Annotated in this window: 13 protein-coding genes; 9 read left to right on the top strand and 4 right to left on the bottom strand. The window is 40.5% G+C overall.

The window, feature by feature from the left end; genetic code table 11:
- Positions 1–37 precede the first annotated feature (37 nt).
- From atpD to DC083_RS05235, 6 genes are all read left to right on the top strand, one after another.
- Positions 38–1,426 carry a F0F1 ATP synthase subunit beta gene (gene atpD / locus DC083_RS05260; protein ID WP_109189192.1) on the top strand — a complete coding sequence of 463 codons (1,389 nt, stop codon included), beginning with the start codon at positions 38–40 and terminating at the stop codon, positions 1,424–1,426.
- A gap of 12 nt (positions 1,427–1,438) precedes the next feature.
- Positions 1,439–1,852 carry a F0F1 ATP synthase subunit epsilon gene (locus tag DC083_RS05255; RefSeq protein WP_109189191.1) on the top strand — a complete coding sequence of 138 codons (414 nt, stop codon included), beginning with the start codon at positions 1,439–1,441 and terminating at the stop codon, positions 1,850–1,852.
- Between the two features lie 66 nt (positions 1,853–1,918).
- Positions 1,919–3,982 carry a polyphosphate kinase 1 gene (ppk1, locus tag DC083_RS05250; RefSeq protein WP_109189190.1) on the top strand — a complete coding sequence of 688 codons (2,064 nt, stop codon included), beginning with the start codon at positions 1,919–1,921 and terminating at the stop codon, positions 3,980–3,982.
- A gap of 65 nt (positions 3,983–4,047) precedes the next feature.
- A complete protein-coding gene (locus DC083_RS05245; protein WP_229822489.1) occupies positions 4,048–5,811 on the top strand; it encodes an SLC13 family permease in 1,764 nt (587 codons plus the stop codon).
- A 14-nt stretch (positions 5,812–5,825) separates the two neighbouring features.
- Positions 5,826–7,022 carry an amino acid aminotransferase gene (locus DC083_RS05240; protein ID WP_109189188.1) on the top strand — a complete coding sequence of 399 codons (1,197 nt, stop codon included), beginning with the start codon at positions 5,826–5,828 and terminating at the stop codon, positions 7,020–7,022.
- Between the two features lie 255 nt (positions 7,023–7,277).
- Complete coding sequence (locus DC083_RS05235) at positions 7,278–8,369, top strand: biotin--[acetyl-CoA-carboxylase] ligase (protein ID WP_109189187.1); 1,092 nt, start codon at positions 7,278–7,280, stop codon at positions 8,367–8,369.
- A 300-nt stretch (positions 8,370–8,669) separates the two neighbouring features.
- Here the strand turns inward: DC083_RS05235 and DC083_RS05230 are convergent, their stop codons facing one another.
- From DC083_RS05230 to hemC, 3 genes are read right to left on the bottom strand one after another with little or no spacing between them, the layout of a single operon-like run.
- Positions 8,670–10,151 carry a heme biosynthesis HemY N-terminal domain-containing protein gene (locus DC083_RS05230; RefSeq protein WP_109189186.1) on the bottom strand — a complete coding sequence of 494 codons (1,482 nt, stop codon included), beginning with the start codon at positions 10,149–10,151 and terminating at the stop codon, positions 8,670–8,672.
- Positions 10,152–10,153: 2 nt separating this feature from the next.
- Positions 10,154–12,586, bottom strand: a complete 2,433-nt coding sequence (locus DC083_RS05225; RefSeq protein ID WP_109189185.1) for a uroporphyrinogen-III C-methyltransferase — start codon at positions 12,584–12,586, stop codon at positions 10,154–10,156.
- Positions 12,573–13,502, bottom strand: coding sequence for a hydroxymethylbilane synthase (gene hemC / locus DC083_RS05220; protein WP_109189184.1), 930 nt, complete (start codon positions 13,500–13,502; stop codon positions 12,573–12,575). The genes DC083_RS05225 and hemC overlap by 14 nt, the downstream gene beginning before the upstream one ends.
- Positions 13,503–13,779: 277 nt before the next feature.
- Between hemC and cmk the strand changes: the two genes are divergently transcribed.
- The 3 genes from cmk to DC083_RS05205 all read left to right on the top strand — a co-directional run bounded on the left by cmk (position 13,780) and on the right by DC083_RS05205 (position 16,916).
- Positions 13,780–14,451, top strand: a complete 672-nt coding sequence (gene cmk / locus DC083_RS05215) for a (d)CMP kinase (RefSeq protein WP_109189183.1) — start codon at positions 13,780–13,782, stop codon at positions 14,449–14,451.
- A gap of 247 nt (positions 14,452–14,698) precedes the next feature.
- Positions 14,699–16,366 carry a 30S ribosomal protein S1 gene (rpsA, locus tag DC083_RS05210; RefSeq protein WP_109189182.1) on the top strand — a complete coding sequence of 556 codons (1,668 nt, stop codon included), beginning with the start codon at positions 14,699–14,701 and terminating at the stop codon, positions 16,364–16,366.
- A 244-nt stretch (positions 16,367–16,610) separates the two neighbouring features.
- Positions 16,611–16,916: an integration host factor subunit beta gene (locus tag DC083_RS05205; RefSeq protein WP_026878814.1), complete on the top strand. Its 306-nt coding sequence runs from the start codon at positions 16,611–16,613 to the stop codon at positions 16,914–16,916.
- 407 nt (positions 16,917–17,323) lie between these two features.
- On the opposite strand, the gene DC083_RS05195 is transcribed toward DC083_RS05205, so the two are convergent.
- The gene (locus DC083_RS05195; RefSeq protein ID WP_109189180.1) at positions 17,324–18,148 is read right to left on the bottom strand and encodes a shikimate 5-dehydrogenase; all 825 of its coding nucleotides are present in this window, start codon (positions 18,146–18,148) and stop codon (positions 17,324–17,326) included.
- Between the last annotated feature and the right edge of the window lie 64 nt (positions 18,149–18,212).

Here is an 18,212-nt window from a genome sequence, read left to right as displayed (position 1 = left end):
TTAACAAAAATTTGGGTAAATGAGGTTTAGATAGAGTATGTCAGGAAAAATTGTACAGATAATTGGTGCGGTTGTTGACGTGGAATTCCCACGCGATGCTGTTCCAAGTATATATAGTGCACTGAATGTTGTTGGATCAAAGGATGATCTCGTACTTGAAGTACAACAACAACTCGGTGATGGAATTGTTAGAACGATCGCAATGGGAAGTTCTGATGGTTTACAAAGAGGACTTGAAGTTGTAGATACTAAGAGCCCTATCTCTGTTCCCGTCGGTACAGGTACATTAGGTCGTATCATGGACGTTTTAGGTCGTCCGGTGGATTATGCAGGTCCAGTTGAAGCATCAGAACATTGGGCAATTCACCGCAAAGCGCCAAGCTATGAAGATCAAGCAGGTTCTACAGAAGTATTAGAAACGGGTATCAAAGTAATCGATCTTCTCTGCCCATTTGCAAAAGGTGGTAAAGTTGGTCTATTCGGTGGTGCGGGTGTTGGTAAGACCGTTAACATGATGGAATTAATCAACAACATCGCTAAAGCCCATGAAGGTCTTTCAGTATTCGCCGGTGTGGGTGAGCGTACTCGTGAAGGGAATGACTTCTACTACGAGATGAAAGATTCTAACGTATTAGATAAAGTTGCGATGGTGTATGGCCAGATGAATGAGCCACCTGGAAACCGTCTTCGCGTAGCACTCTCAGGCCTTACAATGGCTGAGTATTTCCGTGACGAAGGTCGCGATGTTCTTCTCTTTATCGATAATATTTATCGCTATACATTAGCAGGTACTGAAGTATCAGCGCTTCTAGGTCGTATGCCTTCAGCGGTAGGTTATCAGCCAACACTTGCAGAAGAGATGGGGGTATTACAAGAGCGTATTACTTCAACGAAGAAAGGTTCAATTACATCAGTACAAGCGGTTTATGTTCCTGCGGATGACTTAACTGACCCATCACCAGCAACCACGTTTGCTCACTTAGATGCAACAATCGTTCTTTCACGTGATATTGCTTCACTAGGTATCTATCCTGCGGTAGATCCACTTGATTCAACTTCACGTCAGTTAGATCCATTAGTCATTGGGCAAGAGCATTATGATGTAGCTCGTGGCGTTCAGATGATTCTTCAACGTTATCAAGAACTTAAAGATATTATTGCGATTCTTGGTATGGATGAGTTATCAGAAGATGATAAATTGACCGTATCACGTGCACGTAAGATCCAACGTTTCTTATCACAACCATTCCATGTTGCTGAAGTCTTCACCGGTGCACCTGGTAAATATGTTTCATTGCAAGATACGATTACAAGCTTTAAAGCAATTCTTGCAGGCGAAGGGGATCATATTCCTGAGCAAATGTTCTATATGACCGGTAACTTTAATGAAGTTCTTGATCGTTACGCGAAAGAGAACAAAAAGTAATAAGGGGATCATATGAAAACTATCAATGTCACTGTGGTAAGTGCTGAAAAAGAGCTCTATTCAGGCGTTGCAACGTTTTTTGCAGCGACAGCCGCTACAGGTGAGATAGGTGTTTATCCTGGTCACGTGCCCACTTTAGCGCAACTCAAAGCAGGTCAAGTTCGCTTGACCTTAGAGAATGGTAAAGAAGAGGTTTTTTGGATTTCAGGCGGGTTGCTTGAAGTTCAACCTCAAGAAATCATTGTTCTTGCGGATTGTGCTGAAAGAGCGAAGGATTTAGATGCAGCTGCTGTGCAAAAGGCACAGGAGGAAGCTCGTAAGGCGATCGCATCAGGTGGTCAATCACTTGATATTGAAAAGGCGCTGATAGAGTTAACTCTTGCTCAATCGCAGCTCGATGCAGTTAATAGATTGAAAAGTTTTTAATTAAATAGTGAGAGCCCGCTATCATTGATAAGCGGGCTTTTTTATGTGGATAAAGGATTAAACGCCATGGAACTACCATTAATTAATCGAGAAAAATCAATCCTAGCTTTTCAGGAACGCGTTTTGAAGCAGGCTGAAAATAAAATGACACCGCTATTAGAGCGGCTTAATTTTATTACGATTGTTTCTTCTAATGTGGATGAGTTTTTTGAAGTTCGGTTTGCGAATATTAAAGAACGGATTTTTGCTGGGGAAGATAATATTGATGGTGAGAGTGCAGCAAGTTGGCAAGAAGATATTCATGAGCGGGTATCGGCATTAGTCTATGAGCAATATGAGGTTTTTTCTCATGCGATATTACCTCAATTGGAAAAAGAGGCAGGCGTTAAGTTCATTAAACGTAAAGATTGGACAGTGGGTGATCGAGCACAATTAGATCTCTATTTTCAAGAATTTATTAGTCCACTTTTAACGCCTATCGCATTGGATGTGGCGCATCCTTTTCCGCATATCTATAATAAATCTTTAAACTATATTATTGAATTAAAAGGGAAAGATACTTATGGTCGGGAAGTAGATACTGCAATGCTCTCTATCCCTAAAAATCTTCCCTCATTGGTATTACTTGCAAAACGCAATGGTGTTGTTCGTTTTACTTCTATCTGTGAATTAATTCGCGATAAACTGAAAACCATCTTCAATGGTTTTACAATCAAGGCAGCTTATCAATTTCGTGTAACACGTAATAGTCACCTCTTTATTGATAAAGAAGAATTAACAAATTTACATCAAGCGTTGAAAGGAGAGCTGCATCAACGTAATTTCGGGCATGCAGTTCGATTAGAAATTAGTAGACATATGCCGAAAAGAATTATTCAATTCTTGACGAAAGAATTCGATCTTGGAGCTTATGAAGTCTATCCTATTGCGCATTTTATTGATCTTACCCGTTTCAGAGAGCTGCGGGGATTTTTGAAAGAGAAGAGCGAACTTTTTTATCCCGAGTTTCAACCTAAATTCTCAGATAAGTGGGGCGAAGGGCATGATCTATTTGCCGTTATTCGCCAAAAAACACAGTTATTTCATCATCCTTTTGATAGCTTCGCGCCAACTGTTAAATTATTAGAGGCTGCCGCAAAAGATCCTCAAGTACAGATGATTCGCATGACAATTTACCGTACAGGAACGGAATCCCAATTGATGCAACATTTGATTACCGCTGCTAAAAATGGGAAAGAGGTCAATGTTGTCTGCGAGTTGATGGCACGCTTCGATGAAGAGACAAATCTTGCCTGGGCTTCTGTATTAGAAGAGGCGGGGGCAAAAGTCGTTTATGGGATCTTTGGCTATAAAACGCATGCGAAGATGCTCTTGATCGTAAGACACGAACCAACAGAGGGTAATCCTGATCATTTAGAATATTATACTCATGTGAGTACTGGAAACTATCATACGGGTACAGCGAGAGTATATACTGATTTTGCGATTATGACCTGTGATCGAGAAATAGCACAAGATGTTACTGATATTTTTGTGAATTTAGGAAGCTTAGGTCGCCCTCCTCATTTGAGTAAATTATGGCAAGCGCCTTTTACCCTTTATGACAATATTATTGAGCATATTGAGTATGAGATAGCGGAGGCAAAAGCAGGTAGACCTGCGTACATTAAGGCTCGGATGAATGCACTGTTAGAGAAAGGACTCATTGAAAAGCTCTATGAGGCTTCGAATGCTGGGGTAAAAATTGATTTATTGGTTCGAGGGGCTTGTTCTCTTCGCCCAGGCTTATCTGGTTTTTCAGAAAATATTCGCGTATTCTCTGTGGTAGGTCGTTTTTTAGAGCATTCCCGAGTCTTCTATTTTTATCATAGCGGGGAAGAGCTACTTTATATCTCAAGTGCCGATTGGATGCATCGTAACTTTTTCAGACGGATCGAGATTGCAACACCTATTTACAATGAATCAATTAAAGCGCATATTATACGGGAAGGATTGCAGTACTATTTTGAAGACTATACGGCCTGGTGTTTAGATGGTGAAACTGGCGTATATCATCAGCAATCATTTACAGATGAAGAGAAGGCAGGGATGCTTTCTGCTCAAGAAAAACTCTTAATTTCTCGTCAATAATTGCATCAATAATATAACTTATGCTGACCCTATTTTCTGGACCCTTGATTCAGGGAATCTCTAATGTGCAACTCTACGCACTATTGATTCTACTCTGTAGCTTTATTGCCTTTATGATCGGTAAATGGCGCTACGATGTTGTTGCGCTCGGTGCACTCTTAGCGATGGTGTTGGTCGGTGTCGTGCCGATTAATAATGCTTTTTCAGGGTTTAGTCATCGAGCTGTAATTACGGTTGCATCGGTATTAGTCTTGAGTTATGCATTAGGGAGTACCGGCGTAACCTACCATTTATCACAACATTTAAGCCGTTTTTCAGATCGACCGGCATTATTAGTTCTAACGCTCACCGGGCTTGTGGCATTTTTCTCGGCCTTTATGAATGATGTTGGAGCACTTGCGCTCATTATGCCTGTCGCATTACAGGTTTCACAGCGTTATAAAATCCCCACTTCTAAGCTGCTGATGCCGATGGCCTTTGCTTCTTTATTAGGTGGAACTGCCACTTTAATCGGAACGCCTCCTAATATGATTATTGCGCAATATCGGGAAAGTGCGGATCCAGTGGCCGGTGCTTTTTCGATGTTTGACTTTTTACCTACCGGGATTGTTGTGGTGGTCGTTGGACTGATCTATATCTCATTTGTCGGATGGCGTCTAATCCCTGTACGTGGAACGGAGAATAGTAGTCGATTATTTGAAACAGATGACTATCTATTAGAGGCGAGAATTGTTTCAAATAACAAATTTATTGGTAAAACAATTCAAGATCTTGAAAAGGTAACGGAAGGTCACGTCAATGTTGTAACGTTACTTCGAGGTGCAAGACGTATTTTATCGCCGAGTAAAGAGGAGATTCTGCGAGAGAAAGATGTGCTTTTGATCGAGGGGCAACCGGAAGATTTAAAGCAACTAGAGCTACTCACCGGCGTTGATATTGAGTTTTCAAAGGCGACAAAAGAGCACACGCCGGATTCTATTGAAGTATTAGAAGTGATAGTCAATCCAGGGGCACGTATTACTAACGGCACGATTTCAGAGCTCTATTTAAAAGAGAAATATAATATCAATATTCTCGGGATCTCTCGGCAAGGAGAGAAAATTCGACAACGATTTTCTCGAGTGACCTTGAAAGCGGGGGATATTCTGTTGATACAAGGCTATAAAAAAGAGCTTCCGGAGATGATGAGTTATCTAGGGTGCTTGCCACTTGCGGAGCGTAATATTCGCCTAAAACCCTCTTCAAAAATGTGGCCAACGGTCATTATCTTTTTGTTAGCAATCCTTGCAGTCGCTTTACAAATTCTCCCACCCCATATTGCATTTCCATTGGCAATTTTTTTGATGATTATCTTTAAAATCATTACATTAAGAGAAGTTTATCAGAGTATTGATGGGCCGCTTGTTGTGCTCTTAGGTTGTTTTATCACCGTAGGTGCAGCACTAGAGGCAACGGGTGCAACAAATATTATTGTCGCATCGATTATCCCACTTTTAGAGGGGCTTCCCGGTGTGGTAGTATTAGCTATTGTCATGTTGATTACAATGTTGATAACAGATGTGATCAACAGCTCGGCAACAGCGGTGATTATGGCGCCGATAGCAGTAGGGATTGCCAATATGATGGGGCATAATATTGACCCTTATTTAATGATTATTGCGATTGCTTGTTCGTGTGCATTTAATACACCGATTGGTCACCATTCCAATACATTAGTGATGGGGCCTGGAGGCTATCAATTTGGGGATTACTGGCGAATGGGTTTACTGCTTGACTTACTATTGATTATCACAGTAGTACCGGCAGTGATCTTTGTTTGGCCGTTATAACAAGAGAGGAAAAGATGAAACTATTTAATGAAGTACCATTAGCACCCGATGATGCTATTTTAGGGGTTGTAGAGGCCTACAAAAAAGATCCTAGAGATCCTAAAGTCAATTTAAGTATCGGAATCTATTCAGATGCTAATGGACAAGTGCCGATTTTAAATGCAGTAAAAGCCGCTGAAAAGTATCTTTATGAACATCCTACACCGAAAGTTTATCTCCCTATGAGTGGTTTAGGGAGTTATGTTGATTGTGTACAAAAACTGCTTTTCCCTGAAGATCATGCACTCTATCAAGAGAAGCGTCTTGCAACGGTTCAATCATTAGGTGGAACTGGTGCACTTAAAGTCGGTGCTGATTTCCTTCATAAAATCGTTCCTAATAGCACAGTGTATGTTTCTGATCCTACTTGGAATAACCATATTGCGATCTTTGAAGGCGCAGGTTTTAAAGTGGCGCGTTATCCTTATTTCGATCCTGAAACTAAAGGCGTTGCTTTTGATAAATTCTATCAATTTATGGAAACATTGCCGGCGAATAGTATCGTGATTTTGCATGCTTGTTGTCATAATCCGACAGGGGCTGATTTAACGACAGAACAGTGGCAGAAAGTTGCGAAGCTCTTTAAGGAACGTGATTTGATCCCATTTTTAGATATGGCTTATCAAGGATTCTCAAAAGGCATTCGTGAAGATGTTGAATCAATCCATATCTTTGCAGAGCAGGATATTCCGGTCTTTATTGCCACTTCTTTCTCTAAATCATTTTCTCTTTATAGCGAGCGTATTGGTGCATTAACCGTTATTACTTCTGATGCAAAAGAGCAAGAGCGAATTACATCACAACTTAAAACAATGGTGCGTGCAATCTACTCCTCACCGCCGTCATATGGTGCGCAAATCGTTCATTATGTTTTAGCAGATCCTACATTAAGAGCTTCTTGGGAACAAGAACTTGCAGAGATGCGTGATCGTATCAAGGATATGCGTGCTAAATTTGTGAAGCTTTTAAATAGCAAACAAGATAAAATTGATTTTGAGTTTATTAATCAACAGGCTGGAATGTTTTCTTACTCAGGTCTTAATGCAGATCAAGTGGAGAAAATGAAAAAGGATTACGCTATCTATACAGTCGGTTCTGGTAGAATCTGTATCGCAGCGCTCAATGATCAAAATATTGAACTTGCGGCAGATGCTGTTGTTAATGTACTATAGTTAGTATTTATTTCCTGAACAAGAAGGGGAAGTCATGTCAGAAAGTGTATTTTTATATAGATTGCCACTCTTTATTATCGGTGGTCTTTGTGTTGTTGGTTGGCTTTTACTATTTAGCGTGATCTTCTTTAGCTAAATCGAGAAGCGTGACCATTGATTGGTTGATCAATGTTGAATGGTCATTCACAATCGTAGAAGAGTGCTCAATTGAGCGCTCTTTTTTATGGGATATAGTTAGAGAAAAGGGTAGCAACGATGGATGAGCAAAAGAATTTAATAGAGGCAGTGGAAAAAGATCACGCTATCAATACTCCTGTTATTCAAGGGGCTAGTTTGCTTTTTCCTTATCTTTCAGAGCGAGAATCCTATGCCTTGCCAGCATTATTAATATCTCATCAAATCCCCTTATCACTCGAACAGGCGATAGCAAGCAGTCAATGGTTAGCCAAGCAGAGTACGATTTTTGAATTTGATTCCGGTCATAATGGCAATCTTCCTCCAACTATCACGACGCTTAAACGCTATCAGCCACTTGATGAAGCTGAAATTCGTAGTTACCTGCCTCCGATTATTAATCAGCAATGTTCCATTTTGAACAACTTTATAACGGAATCGACAAATGCGGATCTATTGACGCTAAATGTCGATTCTGCAGAAAAGATTGTGCCAATTGCGATTGCTGTTGCAGAGATGCAGCAAAGTGGTAGAGGGAGAAGAGAGAAGCAGTGGATTTCGCCATTGGCGGTCAATCTCTATTTTTCCTTGAGAGTACAATTCCCCTTAACTGCGATAGATCTTTTGCCGAGTCTGAGTGTGCGGGTAGGCATTATTTTATTAGATACACTGCGTAATATGGGGCTGAAAGATATTAAGCTTAAATGGCCTAATGATATTTGGTATCAAAGTCGAAAGCTCGCCGGTATTTTAGTGGAAACAAAGATTACCGCTCAAGGGATTGTCGTTGTGATTGGCATTGGTGTTAATAATCATCAGCCTCTTACGAAATCGATACAGGGATCGCAAAAGGGGTTAAACAATAATCCTATTGCTTGTGAAGAGATTGTGGGGGAACCCATTGATCGCAATATTTTAGTCGCCGCATTAACTACGGCGCTTTATCGTCTATGGCAAGAGGTCGTTAATCCTGATAGAAACCCTGTGGATATTACCCAAATTTGGCCTGATAAGAGCTATTTTTATGGGCAAGATATCGCAATCTGGCGAGGGGATGAGTTATACCGTAAGGGAAGAGAAATGGGGATTGATCAAGATGGTGCGTTGTTAGTACAAACAGAAGAGGGGCTTCAAAGAATTACTTCGAGTGAATACTCTTTACGAGGGCAATAAGGTTAAGAAAGTCAATAAGGTGTATGAAAGGAGTTGCTGGAAGAAATTAGCTTGATCCGCTGAAGACATAGTCAATTTGGTTTAAGAAAAATGGTTTTAAACAGCTATTGCGGGATTTTAAAAAAATATAAAACCGTACTAAACAATACTTGCAAGATGCTGGATAGAACGTCTTCCTTGCTTCGATCAGCCGATGCGCCGGCGTTTAAACAAACTTATTTTGAACCGATATTATTATATAAAAAATCCTAAGATTCTCAGGAAATCTTAGGATTTAATTTTTATGATCACCTTGTCGATTTATAGCGAACGACGAGGATCGGGATTGTTGACTTTGTCTATTGTATTATCAGGTGCTGTCTCTGATGTGGGATCAGATTGATCATCAGATGGTTCTGATTTTTCTGCAGTTTCTGCATTATCAGCTCCCATTGTTGAGGCATTTTGTGTGTCATCAACAATTTCACCTTCTACGACTTCGATTCCTGCTTTTGAATGACCGAGTTTGTCAGTAGATTCAATAAGCAGCTCACCATCGACGACTTTTACATCTTTAGGTCGTTCATTGAGCATGATCGTAATCCCTTGCTGGAAGACTTTTAATGCGCCTTCCTTATCCCCTTCAGCAAGTAATACTTCCCCGAGTAGTTGATAGGCTTTTGCAAATTGTGAATCTAGCTCTATCGTTTTTAATAGATGCGTTTTAGCATCTTCAAATTGCTGACTTCTAAAGAGCATATTTGCTAATGTGTATTGTGTAATAGCACTATCCGGTTGCGTCTCATGGAAACGTTTCGCATGTTTGAGGAGTTTAGGCTGATCTCCGCGATAGAGATGAGCATAAGCTAAGATTAAACGATCATTTTGTGTGCGGTTAATCTCTTTACGCAACAATCCTTCTGCTTGTTTGGTATCTCCCACATCAAGCAGACGATTGGCATAATGGATTAAAAGATCAGGATCATGCTGTAAACCTTTCGGGAGGCGGTTCCAGACAATTTTAAGTTGATCAGAATCTTGACTAATCGTACTTGCATAATCAAAGAGTGCTTTGTAGATATCTTGCGTAAATTGCGTAACATCTTCAGAAGGTGTTAAACGAGGAATTGCGCGCTGTAGATCAGGAAGTAAACGGAATAACTCTTCATTTTTACCCTGACGTTGTAGTGTAACACCCAGCATAAGCACAGCAGGAAAGCTTTTATGGCGTGAGAGTAGATCTTTGAGCAGCTTTTCAGCTTTATCACTCTCATCTGCTTCGATAAGAATCTCTGCGCGTTTAATTTCTGCAATTTCACGATCATGTTTAGATCCAGAAAGATCGATTTCCCGTAAATAACGATCCCGGCGATCTTCTTTCCCTAATAATTGAGCTGCTCGTGCCGCACCTACATAGCAGAGATTAGGGCTTTTACTCCCTTTTGCTGCCGTCAAGAAGAGATCTTCCGCAACATCAGGTTTATTTTCGAGTAATGCAATCTCCGCTTGAGCAAATTTTTTGTCTGCTGTTCGTGCTTTTCGATTCAGTGAAAAACGCCGTAAATGGTGTGGTGTTTTAATAATCGTAATCACTACTCGAATAATGACGTAGATAATCAATACTGCAATAGCGGCAAGCAGCAATCCCCCTACAATTGTGGTATGAATTGTCTTTGGACCAATGAGTGGAAAAGTACCGGTAATCAGTACCTGTCCCGTATCATCTTTTACAGTGTAAAAGAGTAAAATGGCGAGGATTGGGATTAAAATAATCCAGCCTAGGGTTTTCAATAATCGTCCCATGATTACGCTCCTTTATACGCTCGAAGAGTTGCTTCGAAATCAGTTAAGGTTCGTTGGATATTTGGTGGTGTTGTATCAAATTTGGCATCAAGCATCCACTGTAGTTGTTTTAATGCTTCACGAACATCTGCATTATCTTCATCGAAATAGGTGGTAATCCAAGATTTGACGGTATCTAATGAATGATCAAAGAGATCAAATTGATCCTGTTGCGCAGCGATTTTAGCGGATGTTAATTCGAGCTGAATATTTTGTACTAAGAAGAAACGATCCTCTTTTGCCATAAGCTCAGGCACATCGGCACGTTTATCTTCGATCACAATGAGGTGCTTGAGTGAGTTATGAAGCTTATCTCCCCAAGAATTGCCCTCATCAGTAGGCTGATCAAAGATCTCTTTTTTGAGGTTTACAAGTGCGCTATCGCTCTTAAGTGGCGCATGTTGCACAAGTGAGACCACTTTTTCAAGACGCTCTGTAATCATCATCATATCAACAGGATTGAGTGCTTTTAGATCGGCGATATTAGATTCTAAGAGCTGCTTTGTTTCTGTAAAGTTAATGCTATTGATTTGACCAAGACGATCAATGGCCGTCGTTAAAAGATCCGCAGCGCCTTTATAATCCCTATCGTATTCTACTTTTTGAACGGCAATTTTAAGGAGATAGTCCACTTCTGTTGTGCGAAGTAGTTCAAGATCGGTAATGCTCTTAATCGTGGTGATCAGCTCTTTCGCTTCATCTAAAACAACAGCTTGTTTGAGGTCTTGCTCTGCAAGCTTCTTATCAAAGCTATTCGCAATGGTAATGGCTTGATCGCTAACTTTAGCAATATTATCAATCTGTGTTGTTTTCTCTTCTAATGCTTGCTGTGCTGTCTTCAGTGTATCGAGTTGACCTTGTAAGCCTTTTGCAGATTGTGCCAAAGCATCATTGAGTGAATCATATTTCTGTGCAAGCAGTGTAACTTGCCCTTGAACAGAATCATCAGCAGAAGGGGTAGAAGCAGCTTTATTTGCCGTTGATTTCAGGGTGTTCAATTCTGATTGAAGCTTGCTGAAGTTTGTCGTCAGTGTTTGTAGATCGCTCTGATTGCTCTGTAATGAACTTTTAAGTCCTGTGAGCTGGTCATCTTGACCGAGTGTACTTTGATAGTAAGTAAATCCACTCACGCCGGCAGAGGCAAGTGCGACTAAGAGTGCAATATAGCCCACTACTTTTCCACCGCCGCTAGAAGCGTGTGCTGTTGCTTGCGGTGTGATAGGCGGTGGTGTAGAGCCTTGATCATTCCCATCAAACTGCTCATCATTAGCATTACTGATGTTTTCTTGAGTGATTGCTTCTTTAATATCCCTATTATCGTTTGATGTAGCCTCATCCTGCGCTACAGTATCAACCACGTCTTCTGTTTTTGGCGTTGCTTTAGCTACCATTTCTGGTGTTTTAGCATCATCAACCACGGCTGCATCACTTGTTTCAGCTGCATTTGTTGTGATTTCTGCGGTATTTTCAGAAGAGGTCGCAACCTTATTTTCAGTTGCGCGGTTTTTGTTCTGCTTTTGCTCTTTTTTAGTCATAGAGAGCTCCTTATCATTATCAGATGAGATCGTTAAAGGGGAGTCCAAATTAGGAGTTTGAGAGAGTAATTGCATCTCAATAGCCTGCCAAAGGTCACTTTCAAGTGCCGATTTAGCGACAATAATATTCTCAAATCCTTCTGATTTTACAATGTTTTGTAAACGATCGCTAGCGACAAATACGCCATTTATCGAGGATCGCACGTTATTTTTTGTTATTTCAGGGAGTAAATTATGAAAAGCTTCTTGGCTTGATATGACAAGGTAGAGGGCTTTTTTCTTACTATCTTGTCTATTCTCAAACCTAGTAATAGCGAAAAAGTCAGGGTTAACAGGTGCTTTCCGATAATAGAGATCACAATATCGAGCTTGTCCACCGAGATTGATGATAGCTTTTGCCAATAATCTACGGCCGCCCTCGCCACTCATGATGAGGACTGATCGATTTTTTACAAGGCGCTGCTTCTTGAGTAAGGCAATTAATGCCTCAGAGGTATAAGGCTTCGGTGCAGTAATAATCTTGGTTTGCGTTAGGAATGCCCGTAGGGCACGTTCAGTACCCCGACCAAGTGCTATACAGCCCTTTATTTTATCAAAGGGAATCTGAAAGTAATCGGCATATTTAACCGCATTGGGACTTGTAAAGAGCAGATAATCATATTGTGTTATCTGCGCTTTAGCCTCTTCAATTTCAGCGGTATGCGTTGTGGGTTCAATAGTAAAACCCGGCAGTGAGAATGCCTGCATTCCGCTTTGATTGATTTTTTCTATTAGCCATAGACCTTGCCCTTCAGGGCGTGTGACGATAATGCCGATCTCTGAAGGGGAGAGGTTACTATTAGCTTGCTTAAGCTTGTCCATAGATCTTGTCCAGAATCTCTTTTGCTCCCTGCGCTAATAGATGATCGGCAAGCGCTGTTCCAATGGCTTCAGCATCTTCAGGGCGTCCTGTGATTTCATGGAATAAAATAGTGCCATGATCTAAGTCGCCCACTAATCCACGAAGATAGAGGCCAGACTCAGTTAATTGTGCAAAGCCAGCGATAGGTGCTTGGCAACCACCATTGAGTCTTGCATTAAATGCTCGTTCAGCTTTCACACAAATAGCAGTATCTAGATCATTAAGGGCCATAATGAGCTCTAATACCGCTTCATTATCTGATTTACACTCAATACCAATGGCGCCTTGTCCAACGGCCGGTAGGGAGACTGTATCTGCTAAATATTCACTAATTTGATCTTGGAAACCAAGGCGTTTAAGTCCTGCAGCTGCAAGGATAATGGCATCAAATTCACCATTATCGAGCTTTTGTAAGCGTGTATTGACGTTGCCTCGTAAATCTTTTAGAACAAGATCAGGACGGAGTGCTTGAATTTGTGCGCGACGGCGTAGGGAGCAAGAACCCACAATAGCCCCTTTTGGCAGTGATTCAAGAGAAGTATAATGTCTTGAAACAAGCGCATCGCGGGGATCTTCCCGTTTCATAATAACCGGTACGGATAAGCCATCAGGTAATTGAGAAGCCATAGGGACATCTTTCATAGAATGTACCGCAATATCGGCATGGCCTTCTAACATTGCGACTTCAAGCTCTTTGATAAAGAGGCCTTTCCCACCAATTTTACTGAGTGGAGAAGAGAGAAGCTGATCGCCTTTCGTGGTCATTCCTAGAAGTTCTACTTGTAGATCTGGAAAGTGTTTTAAAAGCGTGGCTTTTACATGATTGGCTTGCCAAAGAGCAAGAGGGCTTTCGCGCGTTGCAATGGTTAATTTCATGAAATAGATCCTATCAGTGTTTTGTAATCATAGTGGCTAAAAATCAGGGGTAAAACCACGCTTTCAGCCAAAATATGCTACATTTAACAGTGTGTTTATACGTATTTGGTAGATGTATTGATATACGTCTTTATAATTGATTTATTAAAAATCGATACGGCTATTAGGATAGCATAAAGTGGACAATAATAGTGCTTTCATGGATGGAAAGTTCCTGAAAAAGCGCTGTGACAGAATCTTTGATAAAAATAGATTTCATAACAACTAGGATAGATCTATGCAAAATATTATTACAGTAGATGGCCCAAGTGGGGTCGGGAAGGGCACGCTATCGTTACAATTAGCTCAAAAATTAGGTTGGCATTTTTTAGATTCTGGTGCAATTTATCGGGCGCTAGCTATTTTTGCAGAATCTCAAAATATCGATCTTGAAGCAGAAGATGAGGTCGCGGGTCTTGCAATGAATCTACCTTTAACCTTTAAGATTGAAAATGGGGGGTTAGAGATCTATCTTGGTGTGAAAAAAGTAACCGGTAAAGTGCGGGCTGAAACAACCGGAAATATGGCCTCGATTGTCGCAAAACATCCTAAAGTTCGCAGTCATTTATTGCAGCGACAACGAGATTTTGCACAGATGCCAGGGCTGATTGCAGATGGTCGGGATATGGGAACAGTGGTCTTTCCTACAGCACCTTTGAAGCTTTTTTTGACAGCGAGTGCAACAGAGCGAGCAAAAAGACGGCATAAACAGTTGTTAGAAAGCGGTATTTGCGCTAATATAGAGCAGATTTTATCCGAGGTAGAAGCAAGAGATGAGCGAGATCGGACGCGGTCAGCCTCGCCTTTAGTCGCTGCAGAGGATGCACTCATTATTGATACTTCCCACTTAACAGTGGCAGAGGTTTTACAAAAAGCGTGGGATGCGGTCGTAGAGCGTTTCCCTAATTAGTCTATTTGTATAACGCTGATGTGTTCAACGTTGAGTAATAGCATTTTAAAGCGGAGAATAATAGGTATTCCCCTTGTGGTTCCTAGGATAAAAAGCAGGTTTCATAGATCACTTCACGAGAATAATCTCATTCGATCTATGATTTTTTATTACCCTTAAACAAGTCGTAGGCAGATCACAGTGATCTTTGAAACGATAGAATCGAGATCCTATCTGATCCAACGTGGCCTATGCATTTTAAATATATATGTCATTAAGTTTTGCAGATTTATTTGAACAATCAATTGCCGAAGAACAAGCACGTGAAATCGGTGGAATCATTAAAGCAACAGTTGTTAAAATCGAAAACGGTTTTGTAATTGTTGATGCGGGCCTTAAAAGTGAAGGTCGTATCCCTGCTGAACAATTCCAAGATTTGAATGGTGAGTTAGAAGTTCAAGTTGGCGATAAAGTTGATGTTGTCCTTGAATCACTTGAAGATGGTTTCGGTGAAACACGTCTTTCTCGTGAGAAAGCGAAACGTGCAGAAGTTTGGGCGTTCCTTGAGAAAAAACTTGAAAATGATGAAATCATTAAAGGTGTTATCTCTGGTCGCGTTAAAGGTGGTTTTACTGTGGATATCGGTACAGAGCGCGCGTTCTTACCTGGTTCATTAGTAGATGTTCGCCCTGTTCGTGATATCGCTTACCTTGAAGGTAAAGAGCTTGAGCTTAAAGTTATTAAGCTTGATCAAAAGCGTAACAACATCGTTGTTTCACGCCGTGCGGTACTTGAAGAAGAGTATTCTGCAGAACGTGAAGAGCTTCTCAAAAATCTTGAGGAAGGCGATGTGGTTAAAGGTGTGGTTAAAAACCTCACTGATTACGGTGCGTTTATTGACCTTGGTGGTATCGATGGTCTTCTTCATATCACTGATATGGCTTGGAAACGTGTTCGTCATCCTTCTGAAATCGTTGAGATCAACCAAGAGATCGAAGTTAAACTTCTTAAGTTTGACAAAGAACGTAACCGTGTATCTCTAGGTCTTAAACAACTTGGTGAAGATCCATGGAAAGATATCGCAATGCGCTTCCCAGCAGGACTTCAAACCAAAGGTAAAGTTACTAATATTACTGATTACGGTTGTTTTGTTGAGATCGAACCAGGTATCGAAGGTCTTGTTCACGTATCTGAAATGGATTGGACAAACAAAAACGTTAACCCTTCTAAAGTTGTTACAGCTGGAGAAGAAGTGGGCGTAGTTGTACTTGATATCGATGAAGAACGTCGTCGTATCTCTCTTGGTATGAAGCAATGTATGCCTAATCCTTGGGAAGAGTTTGCGGTTAAATACAACAAAAACGATAAGATCAAAGGTACTATCAAATCAATCACTGATTTCGGTATTTTCATCGGCCTTGAAGGCGGTATTGATGGTCTTGTTCACTTATCTGATATCTCTTGGAGTGTTCCTGGAGAAGAAGCGATTCGTGAATACAATCGTGGCGACGAGATCGAAGCAATGGTATTAGCAGTGGATGCTGACCGTGAGCGTATTTCTCTTGGTATCAAACAACTTGATCAAGACCCATTCTCTTCATTCTTAGCAGAACATGAGAAAGGTTCATTAGTGAAAGGTGTTGTAACTGAAGTTGACGCAAAATACGCAGTTGTTGATCTTGGTGATGGTGTTGAAGGTAACCTTCGTGCATCAGAGATCTCTTCAGAGCGCGTTGAAGACGTTCGTAACGTTTACAATGTGGGTGATGAAGTTGAAGCTCGTTTCGTAAGCGTTGACCGCCGTAACCGCTCAATCGTTCTTTCTGTAAAAGCAGTAGACGAAGTGAGTGCACAAGATATCGCTGAATATGCAAATGACCAACAAGTTGGTGCAACATTTGGGGATCTCTTAAAAGAGCAATTAAAACAACAATAATTGTTCGAGTTCAACTAACACTATAAAGTGTAAAAAAATGTAATCAAAAAGCCACGGGAACGCGTTTTCCGTGGCTTTCTCTTTTGATAGCTTTGATTTCACAACAAAAAAAAGTATAGAATCCTGTTTCCAAATCTTGCGAAATGACGTGATAAATTGTATTATTTGTCAAAATATACATATATTTACCAAATATCAATATTTTTTATAAAACGTAACGCATGAATTTCAAGGAGAAAATGCTGTGACAAGATCAGAATTAGTTCAAAAACTTAGCGCAAAATACCCACACTGTTCAGTTTCTGAAATTGAGAAAAGTGTTAAGAAAATTTTAGAGCATATTACAGATACATTAGGAAAGGGTGGCCGCATCGAAATCCGTGGCTTTGGTAGCTTCTCAGTACGTTATCGTGAGCCTAAAATTGGCCGTAATCCTAAAACAGGGGATGCAGTAAAATTGAGTGGTAAATACACCACACATTTTAAACCAGGTAAGTTATTGCGTGAAAGAGTAGACGAAAGTCGTGAGCATTTTCCTTTACAAAAATAGAAATTGTTGAAACTCTATCGTCATTGCAGGATGAATGACGATCATAAGGCGTTGCTTTTGCAAAAGTCATTAAAAATTTAATTTTATGAGTGTTGATATTTAAACTAACCCTTAAATATGTCACACTGCACGAAACCTCAGCTTTTAGGAGCTGAGGTTTTTATTATCGTAAGATTGATCCAAAATAAGCATTATTCAAATGCCGGCGCATCAGCTGTAAGAAATAAGAAAGCCGTTCTATCCGGTATCTTGCAAGTGTTGTTTAGTATGGTTTTATGTTTTTTTAAAAACCCCACAATAGCTGTTGAAAAACCATTTTTCTTAAACCAAATTGACTATAGTTATAAAGATACAAAGTAAAGATAAAAAGTAAAGATGTAATGTGGATTTCACTGACCAATTGAAAATCAGGCTCGGCTTCGTGCAAATGTTGAGGCCTCTTTTACGAGATCTGAAGAGGGGCGAATGCCTGTGTAAAGGGCAAATTGCTCTAATGCTTGAATGACGGCGATATCTGCACCGCTAATGATGATTTTATTAAGCTGTTGTGCGAGTTTAATCATCTGTGTTTCTACAGGGAGTGCTACAACATCAAAGATGATAGATGCGTGTTCGATATTCTCTTGAGTAAAGGCAAGATCATTGACCTCTTCGCCACCTTGCATCCCAATGGGAGTGACATTGATGAGCATCATTGCTTGTGCTTCTTTAAGAGAGGGTTCTGTGGCGCTATAAGAGAATTGATAGAGTGCCGCAATATCTTGCCCTTTTTGCTTGTTTCGGGCAACAATTGTGCCATTTTTAAAACCTTGATGATATAGCGCACCGGCTACCGCTTTTGCCATTCCGCCACTTCCCTTGAGAATAAAAGGGGTATCAGGCGATATTTGATTCTTTTTAAGAAGTTCAACTACGGCAATATAATCTGTATTATAGGCAAAGAGTTCTCCGTCATTATTGACAATAGTATTGATAGAATCAATGGCTGCTGCTGAGTGGTCGATCTGATCGACTAAGGGAATTACTGCTTCTTTAAAGGGCATAGAGATTGCACAGCCTCTAATACCTAAAGCACGAACCCCTTTAATTGCATCTTCAATATTGCGAGTAGAGAAAGCTTTGTAGATATAATCGAGTTCTAATTGTTGATAAAGGTAATTATGAAAGAATGTCCCAAAGTTGCCGGGGCGGCCGGAGAGAGAGATGCAGAGCTGAGTATTCTTATTAATCATCATCATTCCCTTTTATTTTAAAGTAGCGCTTAAAAAGTGTGATAAAAAAAGTATCTGCTTCATC

Source organism: Ignatzschineria ureiclastica, assembly GCF_003121845.1.
GTDB lineage: Bacteria > Pseudomonadota > Gammaproteobacteria > Cardiobacteriales > Wohlfahrtiimonadaceae > Ignatzschineria > Ignatzschineria ureiclastica.
This window is presented reverse-complemented; position numbering and strand designations above follow the sequence as displayed.

What these genes read in the sequence shown, in the direction of transcription:
- atpD (WP_109189192.1), top strand. Translation starts at nt 38, where the DNA reads ATGTCAGGAAAAATTGTACAGATAATTGGTGCGGTTGTTGACGTGGAA.
- DC083_RS05255 (WP_109189191.1), top strand. Translation starts at nt 1,439, where the DNA reads ATGAAAACTATCAATGTCACTGTGGTAAGTGCTGAAAAAGAGCTCTAT.
- ppk1 (WP_109189190.1), top strand. Translation starts at nt 1,919, where the DNA reads ATGGAACTACCATTAATTAATCGAGAAAAATCAATCCTAGCTTTTCAG.
- DC083_RS05240 (WP_109189188.1), top strand. Translation starts at nt 5,826, where the DNA reads ATGAAACTATTTAATGAAGTACCATTAGCACCCGATGATGCTATTTTA.
- DC083_RS05235 (WP_109189187.1), top strand. Translation starts at nt 7,278, where the DNA reads ATGGATGAGCAAAAGAATTTAATAGAGGCAGTGGAAAAAGATCACGCT.
- DC083_RS05230 (WP_109189186.1), bottom strand. Translation starts at nt 10,151, where the DNA reads ATGGGACGATTATTGAAAACCCTAGGCTGGATTATTTTAATCCCAATC.
- DC083_RS05225 (WP_109189185.1), bottom strand. Translation starts at nt 12,586, where the DNA reads ATGGACAAGCTTAAGCAAGCTAATAGTAACCTCTCCCCTTCAGAGATC.
- hemC (WP_109189184.1), bottom strand. Translation starts at nt 13,502, where the DNA reads ATGAAATTAACCATTGCAACGCGCGAAAGCCCTCTTGCTCTTTGGCAA.
- cmk (WP_109189183.1), top strand. Translation starts at nt 13,780, where the DNA reads ATGCAAAATATTATTACAGTAGATGGCCCAAGTGGGGTCGGGAAGGGC.
- rpsA (WP_109189182.1), top strand. Translation starts at nt 14,699, where the DNA reads ATGTCATTAAGTTTTGCAGATTTATTTGAACAATCAATTGCCGAAGAA.
- DC083_RS05195 (WP_109189180.1), bottom strand. Translation starts at nt 18,148, where the DNA reads ATGATTAATAAGAATACTCAGCTCTGCATCTCTCTCTCCGGCCGCCCC.